The organism is Trinickia sp. (genome assembly GCF_057351765.1).
This window is the reverse complement of the sequence record NZ_JBMRBK010000079.1, coordinates 59,792-72,487: the sequence shown is the minus strand read 5'-3', so window position 1 is coordinate 72,487 and position 12,696 is coordinate 59,792. Positions and strand designations below refer to the sequence as shown.

General features: G+C 63.6%; 15 protein-coding genes. All 15 read right to left on the bottom strand.

Translation table 11 applies throughout. The annotated features are described in order from the left end of the window. Window positions 1–97: 97 nt before the first annotated feature. The gene (locus tag ACO1XS_RS22360) at window positions 98–391 is read right to left on the bottom strand and encodes a flagellar transcriptional regulator FlhD (protein ID WP_486391727.1); all 294 of its coding nucleotides are present in this window, start codon (window positions 389–391) and stop codon (window positions 98–100) included. Window positions 392–539: 148 nt separating this feature from the next. Further along, entirely contained in the window at window positions 540–680 is a 141-nt protein-coding gene (locus ACO1XS_RS22355) for a hypothetical protein (RefSeq protein ID WP_331572174.1), read from the bottom strand. Between the two features lie 254 nt (window positions 681–934). Further along, on the bottom strand, window positions 935–1,636 hold the full coding sequence (locus ACO1XS_RS22350) for an OmpA/MotB family protein (RefSeq protein ID WP_331572172.1): 702 nt from the start codon (window positions 1,634–1,636) through the stop codon (window positions 935–937). 67 nt (window positions 1,637–1,703) lie between these two features. Continuing rightward, window positions 1,704–2,468, bottom strand: coding sequence for a flagellar motor protein (locus ACO1XS_RS22345; protein WP_331572170.1), 765 nt, complete (start codon window positions 2,466–2,468; stop codon window positions 1,704–1,706). A 96-nt stretch (window positions 2,469–2,564) separates the two neighbouring features. Further along, window positions 2,565–3,809 (bottom strand): Crp/Fnr family transcriptional regulator, encoded by a 1,245-nt coding sequence (locus tag ACO1XS_RS22340; protein ID WP_331572168.1) that lies wholly within the window; start codon window positions 3,807–3,809, stop codon window positions 2,565–2,567. Between the two features lie 214 nt (window positions 3,810–4,023). Then, window positions 4,024–4,536, bottom strand: a complete 513-nt coding sequence (locus ACO1XS_RS22335; RefSeq protein ID WP_331572166.1) for an ureidoglycolate lyase — start codon at window positions 4,534–4,536, stop codon at window positions 4,024–4,026. A 7-nt stretch (window positions 4,537–4,543) separates the two neighbouring features. Continuing rightward, complete coding sequence (alc, locus tag ACO1XS_RS22330; protein ID WP_331572164.1) at window positions 4,544–5,557, bottom strand: allantoicase; 1,014 nt, start codon at window positions 5,555–5,557, stop codon at window positions 4,544–4,546. A 54-nt stretch (window positions 5,558–5,611) separates the two neighbouring features. Continuing rightward, the gene (uraD, locus tag ACO1XS_RS22325) at window positions 5,612–6,139 is read right to left on the bottom strand and encodes a 2-oxo-4-hydroxy-4-carboxy-5-ureidoimidazoline decarboxylase (protein ID WP_331572162.1); all 528 of its coding nucleotides are present in this window, start codon (window positions 6,137–6,139) and stop codon (window positions 5,612–5,614) included. Then, complete coding sequence (gene puuE, locus ACO1XS_RS22320) at window positions 6,136–7,086, bottom strand: allantoinase PuuE (protein WP_331572160.1); 951 nt, start codon at window positions 7,084–7,086, stop codon at window positions 6,136–6,138. Before puuE ends, uraD begins: the two co-directional genes overlap by 4 nt. A gap of 202 nt (window positions 7,087–7,288) precedes the next feature. After that, the gene (locus ACO1XS_RS22315; RefSeq protein ID WP_331572158.1) at window positions 7,289–8,032 is read right to left on the bottom strand and encodes an aspartate/glutamate racemase family protein; all 744 of its coding nucleotides are present in this window, start codon (window positions 8,030–8,032) and stop codon (window positions 7,289–7,291) included. A 42-nt stretch (window positions 8,033–8,074) separates the two neighbouring features. Further along, window positions 8,075–9,559, bottom strand: coding sequence for an NCS1 family nucleobase:cation symporter-1 (locus ACO1XS_RS22310; protein WP_486391726.1), 1,485 nt, complete (start codon window positions 9,557–9,559; stop codon window positions 8,075–8,077). A 174-nt stretch (window positions 9,560–9,733) separates the two neighbouring features. Then, window positions 9,734–10,426 carry a GntR family transcriptional regulator gene (locus ACO1XS_RS22305; RefSeq protein WP_440560311.1) on the bottom strand — a complete coding sequence of 231 codons (693 nt, stop codon included), beginning with the start codon at window positions 10,424–10,426 and terminating at the stop codon, window positions 9,734–9,736. Between the two features lie 217 nt (window positions 10,427–10,643). Beyond that, window positions 10,644–11,570: a muramoyltetrapeptide carboxypeptidase gene (gene ldcA / locus ACO1XS_RS22300; protein WP_486391725.1), complete on the bottom strand. Its 927-nt coding sequence runs from the start codon at window positions 11,568–11,570 to the stop codon at window positions 10,644–10,646. Window positions 11,571–11,614: 44 nt separating this feature from the next. Further along, the gene (gene tadA / locus ACO1XS_RS22295) at window positions 11,615–12,244 is read right to left on the bottom strand and encodes a tRNA adenosine(34) deaminase TadA (protein WP_331572150.1); all 630 of its coding nucleotides are present in this window, start codon (window positions 12,242–12,244) and stop codon (window positions 11,615–11,617) included. After that, window positions 12,241–12,657 carry a DnaJ family domain-containing protein gene (locus ACO1XS_RS22290; protein ID WP_331572148.1) on the bottom strand — a complete coding sequence of 139 codons (417 nt, stop codon included), beginning with the start codon at window positions 12,655–12,657 and terminating at the stop codon, window positions 12,241–12,243. The genes tadA and ACO1XS_RS22290 overlap by 4 nt, the downstream gene beginning before the upstream one ends. Window positions 12,658–12,696 lie beyond the last annotated feature (39 nt).

Genomic DNA, 12,696 nt, shown 5'->3' with positions numbered 1-12,696 from the left:
GGTAGAGTCCGTCGCGCGGTACCGCGGTTTCCGAGCGAGCGCTGAAATGCTCGGCTACCAACCTCCACGACGGACCAGAGGATTCACACCGGCGCGCTCAGGCAGCGAGCGCTTGCGCCGGCTCCTGAGCGACGGGCTTGGCTGCCGCGGGCGTACCAAGGGCGCCCAGCATGGCATCTCCGTTCAAGCGGAAGAAGCAGACGAGTTGATCGCGCGACGCAAGCTTCAAGGTTTGCTCCGGCGAAAGACCCGACAGCACTTCCGCCAATGAAGCCGTCAAGCCCAGCTTCGCCACCCCTTCGTTACGGTCCTCGCGCAGCAACCGCTGCACGAGCGTCAGATACGACAGATTGATTTCGCGGATCGATTCGTGGTTATTAAACGCGTTCATAGCTTTCCTCTGCTTCTATCCGGGTTTGCTGCTCTGTTGTTAGATTCCCTGATTGCCTGGTTCTTCCCCGCCTGACGCGGGATGTTCCAATGTCCTTTTGCACGACGCGGCGCAACACGCAAACGTTTGCGTCGCCGGGCTGAGCGTGTCAGCCGCCGCTGCGTAGGTCGGCTACCCCAAATGCGATGAGATTCGCAGCCACTTCGCGCAGCAGGTGCTGCGTCAGTGCACCGGCGCCGCCCTGCGTGAGGCGCTTCAGTTCGAGCAGGTCTTGCGCTATGCGGCTCATTTCAATCTCCTCCGGCGGACGCCTTCGAATCGGATCGGCTGCAAGAACAACCGGTTTCCTGTGACCAAAGTATCGGTCAGACGAACGCCGAAGCAAATCAGCCGACGCTGAACCGCACGTAATACGTGGAGGCAGGCTTGTCAGCGGTTTCCTACGCGCGCGGGCCGCTAAAACTACGATGCCCGCAGCAAAAGCGCGGGCATCGACCGGGGCCGGATCGCCGAGGCGGCAAAAACTACCGCGCGCGCCCCGCTTCAGTATTGAACGAGAACCGTCACGCGCCGGTTCGCCGCGCGGGCCGCCTCGTCGCTGCCGAGCACGAGGGGATCGTTGTCGGCCCGGCCGACGGCGGACAATCGATGCGGGGCAACGCCCTTGTCGACGAGAAAGCGCACGACGGCCCCGGCGCGAGCCGATGACAGCTCCCAATTCGACGCGTACTTCGCGTTGGAAATCGGAACGCTGTCGCTGTGCCCCTCGACGAGCACGTTGCGGGTGGAATGATCGGCCAGCACGTGGGCAACCTCGGTCAGCACCGCGAACGAATCGGGCAACAACCGTGCATCGCCCGAATTGAACAGAACCCGGGCGTTGATTGCGATTTCGAGCCCTTGCGGCGTATCGACCATGGCGATCTGACCGCTATCGCCGAAAGGCTTCAGCAATGCCATCAACGTCTTTTTTGCGCCCTCACGCACGCCGTCGCGGGCATTGGCCGCATTGGCCGCGGCCGCCTGCTCGTGTTGTTTCACGATGCGCTGTTCGAACGCCTTGCTCTCGAGCTCGCGGTACCGAGCAAGCTGCAACACGTACAGCGCCAGGAAAAACACCATCAACGTGGTGATGAGATCGGCGTAGGAAATAAGCCAGCGCTCCGAGTGTTCGTCACTGTCTTCCCCGCGCTCGTGCCCGCCGATGTCGGACGCCAGGCGCTTGCCCCCCGCGAAAATGTTCATGGCACGAAAACCTCGTCAAAGCGGTGCGGCTGCCCGACAACCGGGAAAAGCCGGTACGGACGGCCGATCAGGCCAAAAGCTCGGCGGAGCGCTCGCGGACTTCGCCGGCAAGACGCGTTTCGATCGTCTGAGGCGATTCCTTGCGCGAGATTGCGAGCAAGCCATCGAGGTAAAGCCGCCTGAAGCGCAGCTCGCTTTCGACTTGCGCCTTGATCTTGCCGTAAAGCGGCAGGAACACGATATTGGCGATCGCCAGTCCGTAGAGCGTCGCGGTAAAGGCCGCGGCAATGCCGGCCCCGAGCTGAGCCGGTTCGAGCAGATGGCCCGTGACATGCACCAGCCCGAGCACGGCACCGAGGATGCCGAACGTCGGCGCGTAACCGCCGGCCTGCTGCCAGATGCGTGCCGCGGCCATTCGATTACGCTCGTAGGAGGCGAGTTCGCGTTGCAACGCGTCTTCGAGCACCGCGGTCGAGACACCGTTCGCGAGCAGCTCGAGGCCGCGCCGCGCAAACGGGTTGATGCCGCTCGTATCGAGCGACTCGAAAGCCAGCATGCCGTTGAGCTTGGCCTGATCCCCCCATTCGAGCAGGACCGACAGGCTCTCGCGATCGACGGTCCGCGGTTTCATGAACGCGAGATGCAGTTGCTTGATGCCGTCGAAAAAGCGGGCCCAGGTATTCTGGATCATCACCGCGCTCAGCGTACCGCCGAGCACGATGACGAAGGCCTCGAGCTGAAAGAGCGTCGAGAAATGCCCGCCTTCCAGCCAAAAACCCGTACCAATCGCGGCCGTGCCCAGCAGCGCGCCGAATATCGTCAGCAAGTCCATAGTGTGTGTGTTCCTTTGCGCGCCGCGCGGCTCGCTTCACCGCCTCATGCGCGGCATGACCGTCGCGGCCGCCTCGTCATGCCCGCGGGTTACCGTTCAGGCTTCGCGTCTGACCGGCTCGGCCGGCGCACCAGCCGCCGCCAATTTGATCGCCCTGACGGATTCGATGAACCGCTGCTCGATATCGCTCACCTCGAGCGGATCGAGCTTGATCTCGCGACGCATCACCCAGGAGACCTCTTTCTTGCGCGCTTCGGTCATGACCGATTGGAGCCGCTCGGCGACAGCCTCGTCCGTCATCGCGGCAAGCATCTTGGCGAGATCGTATGTGTCGGTCGCGCTGACTGCTTCGAACAGCGTGCGTTGATCGACATACTCGAGATCCTCGAGCGAGGCCACTTCGCCGCCAGGCCGGGCGCTGCGCTTCGTGAAATAGCTGATGCCCTTTTGCTCGACGTAGCTGAGGACGTTCGTCTTGCGAAACGCGAACAGGTCTTCCGCAATCTCCGAGTGCGACAGCTTGTTCATGAGCACCTTGCGCTCGACGCCGATCAACGCTTCGAGATCCGAGAGCTCGATCAGTTCGAGCTCGCTGTTGATCGCGACATCGAGATCGTGGTCGGCAACCTGTTGTGCGCGCTCGATAATCCGAGCCGGATCGAATCGCACGACTTGGCGGGCCGTCGCGCCATCGTTCGTCGAGTGCCGGCCGTTGTTGGCGAGATGCTCGGTCCGGCCCAATTCCATGGCGACGAGATTGAGCTTTTCCATGCGCCGGAGCATCGTCATCACGTGCGGGCGAGAATGGCCGGCGATGGCACGGCATTTCGCGATGACGCTGGGCAACGTGACCGCGACCTCATCGGGCTGCGAACGGCGTCCCCAGCCATCCGAGGCCTCCGTGCCTTCCCCACTCGCCATCAGGGCCAGTACATGGGCGTACGAGACCACGCCCGGCAGGAAATCGGCATGTGTGTAGGTAGCGAGCAGGTCGTCTTTCTTTTTCCCGCGGCGAATGGTCGTTCTGAGCAAATGCTTCAGCAGCGGCGAAGCACGCTCGAGCTCTTCATCGACCATGCTCGACGGCACGACGGTCAATTGGCAAAAACTCAACGCCTTCGCTGTCTGCGCGCGGGGCTCGCTCGGCAGCAGCGCCGCTTCGCCGAAGAATTCGCCCTTGCCAACCGTCGCGAGAACGACCTTCTTTTCGTCGCAGTGTGTGGAAATCTCGACTCGACCTTCCGTAATCACATAGATAACGGGCTCGCCCGCGAAACCTTCCGAATAGATGACTTCTCCCGGCGCGGCCGTGCGCGTCCAGGTCGATCGTTTTTGATTCACGACACACCCCGTTTGTATTCGCTCTTCGACGGATTGCGCTGCTTCTTGTAGGCAGCGCTTCTAGCTTCTAATCCGTTAGCTCTGATAACGACACGAATTTCGTCGTCTTTAGCATGGAAGAGCCGAAACGTGGGCAGGGTATTCGATGATTGCGGCGGTGCAATACTATGCTTGCCCGCCTCGCCATTTTCGGGGCGAGATCAGGCGCGAACGCTCATGCGAGCGCGCGCCGCATGCCGTCCTGGGTGAGCCACACGGACTCGGGCAGCGTCTGCTCGTCGCAGTTGTGGCCTTCGCCGCCGCGGTCGATGACGACGAAATCGCTGACTCGATCGAGCGCAATGAGCGGATGGTGCCAGACGCCCTTGGCGTAGTTGACGCCCTGCCAGCCGCGCGACACGAAAGCGCGCATCGAGGCCGGCACGAGTTCGCCCTTCGGGGCCACCACGATCAAATAGGGCGCGTCCGTCAGCGGGACGAACGCTTGGCTGCCGAGCGGATGCCGCTCGAGCATCCGCACTTCGAACGGCAACGCACGCGGCTCGCCTCGAAAGACATTCAGGAGCGGCCGCCCTCCACCTTCGGCAACATCGATATGGGCGAGGTCGTGGTAGCGCATCGTCGTCCCGAGGTTGATCGGGAGTTGGCGCGCGCCATCGAGCTCGATGACATCGCCGAACGGCGCGAACGCGGCGCGCGTGAGCGGTTCGATAAGAAGCTCTCTCATACCGCGCTCACTCGATGCGGCCCCAGACACGCAAGCGCGAGACGCCGCCGTCCGGGAAGATATTGAAGCGCACGTGGGTCACGGGTCCGAGCGCGGCGAGACCGGTGTCGAACACATGCTGTGCATCCATGCTCAGCTTCTGCTCGTCGAGCAGCACCGGCCAGAACATCGATTGCGTGACGATCGAGCGATCGGTCCCCCCCGAGACGCAAGCCGCTTGCAGCGAACAGCGATCGGGGAAGTTGCCCTTGAAATGCGCGGTATCCACTTCGATTCTCTCGACAGTGCCGGCATGCGCAAGCGCGACGATCGCCCAGTCGTTGCCCGGTTCGCGGCGCCGCCGCGTCTCCCAGCCATCGCCCATATTGATACCGCGGCCCGGCATCAATAGCGTCGAGGCCGCGCCGAAATGTTCGTTGTTCGCCGCGACGATATACGCGCCGTTTTCCATCGCGGCCAGATCGAGCGCGGCGCCGCGGCTCACATTGGCCCAATCGACTTGCGGCTGGCCATACACGCGAAGGCGCGCGACGCCGCCGTCGGGATACAGATTCAGGCGCACGTGCGTGTATGCCTGCGTGTCGTTCGTCTCCAGGTAGTGATGGCTATTGCCCTGCAACGTCGTGGAAGGCACGATCTGCGCCCATTGCGTTGCATCGTCAGGCTGCCCCCCGCCGGGCACGTACGCGGCCTCGATCGAGGCCGCCGGCGGAAAGTTGCCGGTGAAATGGCTCGTGTCGATGTCGACGCCCTTGACGGTACCGGCCCGCGCCAGTTTCACGATGCACCAGTCGTACCCCGTCGTGCGCTTACGGCGCGTCTCCCACCCGTCCATCCATTTGCCGTGCTCGTCGTACTTTCCCGGAATGAATACGGCAGGCTCCGGGCTCAGCATGCGATCCTTGGGCGCGAAAAATTCGTCGCTCGCCACCAGTGCCTGCGCGCCCAGGCGGGGATCGGCCAGATTGACGTAGCGGCGCGTGAACTCGGGCGCGTTCGGGTCGAGAATCGGGAGGGCCATCGTTGTCGTCCTTTGTATCTTTCGAAATGTCGATCTATCAATGCATCGATGCGTTCATGCCGTCACGAGATCGTCGATGCGAAACCGCGCGATGCGATAGATCTGCTCCAGGCTCGTGCGCAGTTCCTCGTCGCGCGCGTTGTTCAAACGCGCTTCGAAATTCGCGATGATGCCCGCCCGGTCGTAGCCGCGCACGGCGAGAACGAACGGAAAACCGAACGTCTCGCGGTAGGCTCGATTCAAACGCTGCAGTTTATCGAACTCTTCCTGCGTGCATTGCGCAAGACCCGCACCGCTTTGCTCGCGTGTCGATTCCGCCGTCAACTCGCCGCGCACCGCAGCTTTGCCGGCGAGTTCCGGATGGGCATTGATGAGCGCGAGTTGCCGCGCCGGGCCCGCGTTGGCCACGATGCCGCACATCGCCGCATGAAGCGCATCGATACTCGAGAACGGCCTTGCCTCGGCCGCCTGCCGCGCCACCCAGGGAGAGTGCTCGAAGATGCCCGATAGCGCGGCCTCGAATGCGTCGCGCGGCATCGTGTTCAGTTGTTCCAGCGTGTATCGGTATTGCATGGGCTTCACGCGCGCGCGCCATCCTTGTTTGGCCGATAGGGATGACGCGTATGCCAATGGCGCGCAATGTCGACGCGGCGCGCCACCCATACGCGATCCCTGCCTTCGATATGGTCCAGGAACCGCTGCAGCGCGCGAAAACGCCCGGGCCGGCCGAGCAGACGGCAATGCATGCCGATCGACAGCATTTTCGGTGCTTCACCGCCTTCCTCGTAAAGCACGTCGAAGGCATCGCGCAAGTAGCTGAAGAAATGATCGGCCGTGTTGAAGCCTTGCGGCGTCGCAAACCGCATGTCATTCGTATCGAGCGTATACGGAACGATCAGTTGCGGCCGCTTTTCGCCGCCTGTCACCTCGACTTCGGTCCAAAACGGCAAATCGTCGCCGTAGTTGTCGGAGTCGTAAAGGAAGCCACCGTACTCGGCCACGAGCCGCCGCGTGTTCGGGCTGTCGCGTCCTGTATACCAGCCGAGCGGGCGCACGCCCGTCACGCGCTCGATCGCCTCCATGCCGAGCCGCATATGCTCGGCTTCACGCTCGGGCGGCATGTCCTGATAGTGGATCCAGCGCCATCCGTGACAGGCGATCTCGTGCCCCGCTTCGACGAACGCGCGTGCCACTTCGGGGTTGCGCTCGATCGCCATGCCGACGCCGAAGATCGTAAGCGGCAGGCCGCGTTTGTCGAACTCGCGCAAGATGCGCCAGACGCCCGCGCGCGAGCCGTACTCGTACATCGACTCCATGCTCATGTGCCGCGCCGGATAAGCGGCAGCGCCGACGATTTCGGACAGAAACTGCTCGGAAGCGGGATCCCCATGCAGTACGCAGTTTTCGCCGCCCTCCTCGTAATTGAGAACGAACTGCACAGCGATGCGCGCCCCACCGGGCCAATCGGCCTGGACGGGTTGCCGGCCATAGCCGATCAGGTCGCGCGGATAGCGAGGCTCGAATGTCATGGCAAAGTTCCTGCCAGAAAGAGGTTGACCGTCCGTGCGGCGCAGCGGCATGCGTGCGAGGCACGGCAAAGGTTCGAATCAGTCGGATCAGTGTATAGAAAACGCCCTCGGGCGCCCATACGGGCGCGCCGATAGCGAAGCTCACCGCGCGCATATGTCCCGCGCCGGCAGCGCGGATGCCGCGGACCGGCTGTGCGGTGCCCTATGGCGTCTCGCGCGGGCTGAACTCGGCCAATGGACCGTCATAGCGCTTCGCGAGCGGACGAGCATACTCGCCGCGTTTGGCCGTGGCGAGCCCGAGCGAGGCGAGCGCCTCCGCCCATTTGAGCGCCGCGGTGACACCTTCGACGACGGGCGCGCCGATCGCGTCCTCGATCGCGCGGCAAAGGTCGACCATGCCGGCGCAGCCGAGCACGATGGCGTCGGCGCCATCGTCCGCCAGCGCGCGGCGGCATTCATCCACGATGACTCGACGCGCCCCGCTGCCGGGCCGGTCAAGATCGAGCACGGCAACCTCGGTCGCGCGCACGTTGCGGCAAAACCGCTTCATGCCATAGCGCTCGGCCAGATGCCATGCCATGCCCGTCGTACGGGCGAGCGTGGTGACGACCGTGAAGCCCGGCGCGATGACGCTCGCCGCATGCATTGCGGCCTCCGCAATGCCAATGACGGGGCCGCGCGCAAGCTCGCGCGCCGCGAACAAGCCCGGATCGCCGAAACAACCGATGACGTAAGCGTCGATTCCGTCGCGCTCGCCGGCCGCCACTTCGGCCAACAACCCCGGCAGCGCGAGCGACTCGTCGTACCAACTCTCGATCGATGGCGGCCCCATGCTCGAGGTGGCGGCAATGACCTCGGTGCCCGGCGCCGCGATGCTGCGCGCGCATGCCGCCATCGTATCGGTCATGCGTGCGGTCGTATTCGGATTGATGAGTTTGATCTTCATGGCCTGGTGGTTCCCGCGAGCGTTGAGTATGTCGTCGGACGATCAGCCGCGCAGCCCGCGTGTGGCGAGCCAATAGAACAAGGCGGCAAGCCCCACGCCGATGAACCACGAAAAGTTCGCAAGCGTTGCGAGCGCGGGCGTCATGACGCAGGCCACGGCAAGCGCCGCAGCCGGCAGCACGGCCGCGACGGCGCGCCAGTTCACACCGCCTCGGTACCAGTAGGTTCCGTGTTCCGACATCGAATAGAGATCGTCGAGCACGACATGCTGCCGCTTCACGATGAAGTAATCGACGATTAAAACGCCATATAACGGGCCGATGAACGAGCCGAGCACATCGAGCGTGTAGTGGATCACGGCCGGGTTGTTGAACAGGTTCCACGGCGTGATGAACACCGACGCCGTCGCAGCCAGCATGCCGCCCGCGCGCCAGCTGATATGCTTCGGCGCCACGTTCGAGAAGTCGAACGCCGGAGAGACGAAATTCGCGACGATGTTGATGCCGATCGTCGCGATCATGAACGTCAGCGCGCCCAGCACGACGGCGAACGGCTGATCGATGCGCCCGACCGTGGAGACCGGATCCGTGATGAGCTCGCCGAATACGGGCAGCGTCGCCGACGTCGTCACGACCGTGACCAGCGAGAACGCCAGGAAGTTGACCGGCAGCCCCCAGAAATTGCCGCGTTTGACGCTCGCATAGCTCTTGCAGTAGCGCGAAAAGTCGCCGAAGTTCAGCATCGGCCCGGAGAAGTACGAGACGACGAGCGAAATCGCCGTGATCGTGACAGGCAATGCCTCCCAGCCGTGGTACTTCACGGTTCCCAGATTCAGATGGATGTTCGATATGCCTGCGCGCGCAACCATGTAGCCGGCCAGGATGAACATGACCACGTAGACCGCGGGGCCCGCGAAATCGATGAACTTCTTGATCGTCTCCATCCCGTTCCAGAACACGAGTGCCTGCAACACCCAGAGCACCATGAAGCCGGCCCAGCCCAGCGTCGACAAGCCGAGCCAGCCATGGTGATGAACGTCGGCATAGGGCATCAGCTGCGGGGCGAACTTGAGCAGGACGATGACGAACGCGCTCGATGCGAGATAGGTCTGAATCCCGTACCAGGCAACGGCGATGAGACCGCGAATCACGGCCGGGATATTGGCGCCGAGCACGCCGAACGTGGCACGGCAAATGACCGGGTACGGCACGCCGTTTTGCTGGCTCGACTTGGCGATCAGGTTTGCGAAGACATTCACGATCCCGATGCCGACCAACAGTGCAATCAGCACTTGCCAACTCGTCAGACCGAGCGCGAACAAGCTGCCCGCGAACACATAGCCCCCCACGCTATGCACGTCCGACATCCAGAACGCGAAGATGTTGTACGCGCCCCAGTGTTGATCGCGCAGCGGCGCGAGATCCGCGTTGCACAGACGTTCGCTATAGCCCGCGGGCACACCCGTATCGACATGGGAGGACGATGGGCCGACAGCGCCGGCATCGGTGGGTACGGTCAGGTCAGGCATAAGCGTCTCCGGTAAAGGAACAACGTTGCTGCGCGGCGTGTCGGATACCCGCGCAAGACCGAGCGCCTGTCGAACGGCAGCCGCGGTCGGCGCGATTCGCGGCTGAAAATTATTTAGTTGTACTAAACAGTTGAAGCGGACCGGCCTTCCGCGGGCCCACGGCGCATCCGGGTGTTAGCCGAATACCTCGCGCAAATCGGCCGCCCCGCGCGCGGGCCGATCGAGCATCTTCAATTCGACCGTCTGCAAGTGACGCACCATCAATTCCGAGGCGCGCGCGGTGTCGCCGGCGCCGATTGCATCGACGATTTGTGCGTGTTCGTCGAACGAGCACGGACTGCGCCCCAGCGATTCGTAGAGCGCAGAGATCAACGTCGAGCGCGCAACGAGCCCCGCAAGACAATTGCAGAGCACGCGATTACCCGTGAGCTCCGCGAGCGCCGTATGAAACTCGCCCGATAGACGGATCCACGAGCGGAAATCGCGATGCTCGAACGCAGCGCGTTCGCGCTCGATCATCTTGGCGATCGCCTTCAAATGCGCCGCCCCCTTCCCGTCTTGATTGCCGCAAACGCGCTCGATCACCGCGGCCTCGACGATGCGGCGCATCTCGAACACCTCGTGCACCTCGCGTAGCGACGGACTGGCCACGAAGGCGCCGCGATTCGGCTCGAGATCGACGAGATGCTCGCCGGCGAGCTGCGAGAGCGCTTGCCGCACCGTTCCGCGCTTGACATCGAACACCTCGCACAGCTGAGCCTCGGTTAGCTTCGCGCCGGGCTTCAACCGGTGTTCGAGGATCGCGTCGCGAATGCGCTCGGCAATCGCCGAGGGTATTGCGGCGTCGGATGATTTCGGCGTCGGCATGATCGGTATAGTAGGTTGGACATAAAGATTGTCAACAATTTTCTCGACCACGAACCGCACCCATCATTGCGGGTTTTCACTTAAAAATCCGCTATTTGGTGCATGGACGCGCCAGCCGCGTGCATTCCCGAGAAAGGTGCGCACCGCATCCGGGCGCGAAATCGAGCGTCAGATTGTCAACAATTTGTCGCGCGCGTTGCGCGACGGGAAGCGCGGTTCAGGCGAGCGTCGGATGCCCGCGGACGGTCAGCGAGAACCCGTCGCCGTCGGCTTGGAGACGCGCCCGGGCACCGAACGGCAGCGTAACGAGTTCGCTGCCATGGCCGAAGCGCAGGCCGGTTACGATCGGTACGCCCGTGACGGTGCGAATGTGCTCGAGCATGGCGGAAAAGTCGTAACCGTTGTCGATGGGCGCCAGCTTCCCGCCGATGAAATCGCCGAATATCAGCGCCCGCTGGCGCGCGAGAATGCCGGCGTGATGAAGCTGATAGAGCATGCGCTCGACGCGGTACGGGTGCTCGTTGACGTCTTCGACGAACAAAATCCCGCCGTCGATATGCGGCATGTAAGGCGTGCCGACGAGCGCGGCGATCATCGCGAGATTGCCGCCCCAGAGCGTGCCGCTCACGTCGATTTCAACGCGTTGCGCGACGATTTCGCGCACGGTGAATTCGCTCGATTCGAGCGCCGTCCAGAAACATTCGTCGGTGAAGGCGCTGATGGCCTCGGCGCCGAAATTGGCCGTGAGCATCGGCGCGCCGAACGTCACGAGACCCGCACGCGCAAAGAGCGCCAATTGAATCGCGGTGAAATCGCTGTGCCCGCAGATCGCGATCGGGACCCCCGCAAGGCGTCCCGCGAGACCCGCATAATCGAGCAAGTCGAGAATGCGCACGGCCCCGTAGCTGCCGCGCAAGGCCAGCACGATGTCGGGCAGCGGATGGGCCGGATCGGCAAGCCGGTTGAGATCGCCCGCACGTTGCGCGTCGGTACCGCCAAAGCGCAGATAACGGCGCTGCGCCACCTCCTCGCCGCTCACGCGGTGACCTTGCGCGCGCAGTCGCGCAACGCCGCGCTCGACGGCGGCCATATCGGGCGGGTAGCCGGAGGGAGCGACGATCTCGATGGTGTGCGAACGGGTCATGGTCGATTTCGAAACGGGTGAACGTGTCGCCTCGCCAATGTTACTCACACGGGCTGACGGGGCATGCAGGCCTGCTCATCGGCGGTATCGGCGGCACCAGCCGCACCAGCGGCATGCGCGGTTGCCGCGGCACGCGCGGCGCGAATCGCCCCGCGCCGATGCGCAAAAAATGACTTCAGCGCGTCGCTGCACTCGGTTTCGAGCACGCCGCCACTAACCTGGGTGTGGTGGTTGAGCTGGGAATTGGCGAAGGCATCGACGACACTGCCGCACGCCCCCGTCTTCGGATCGTGCGCGCCGAACACGACGCGAGCGATCCGCGCATGCATGATGGCGCCCGCGCACATGAGACACGGCTCGAGCGTCACATACAGCTCGCAGCCGGGTAGCCGATAGTTTTGCAGCGTTTGGGCGGCCGCGCGCAACGCAACCATTTCGGCATGAGCCGACGGGTCGTGAGCGCCGATGGGATGATTGAAGCCGGTTGCGAGCACGCGTTCGCCTTGCACCAGCACCGCGCCGACCGGCACTTCACCCGCTGCGCGCGCGGACTCGGCGGCTTGCAGCGCTTGTGCCATGTAACGGCGATCACGCTCCGTTGCGGCCTGCGCATTGGCGCTCGCACCGTTCTGCTCGGAACCGGGCGCAACGGAGCGCGTATCGCGTTCGTTCACGAAAGCCCAACCTGCTGCGGCTGGGCCGCATCTTGCGCGTCGCTCTGAACGCGCTCGGAGAGCCGCTCGGCAATACGGCGGCAGTATTCGCGCGGCACGACCGTTGGCTCGCCGCGCAGCGATTCCAGTGCCATATCGAGGGCGAGCAGCTTGGCCTGTAGGCGGCAACGCGCCGCCTGGTCGCCCGCGGCGTTCAGTTCGTCTTGCAGATGACGCAGCGAGCGCAGTTGCTCCACGGCCGGCGGCACGAAACCCGCGTTCTTCAGTATACGATTGGCGACGCGCACTTCCTCGGGCACGAGCAAGTCGTCGTCGAGTTCCTGCGGCGCTCCGGCGCCGGGCAAATCGTCGAACTCCCCACGCGCTGCTGCGGCGGCGATGCGCTGTTCGACCAAAGCATCAAGCAATTTCATCTGCGATCCACTACATGGCGGCGCGGGCATTTTAGCAGG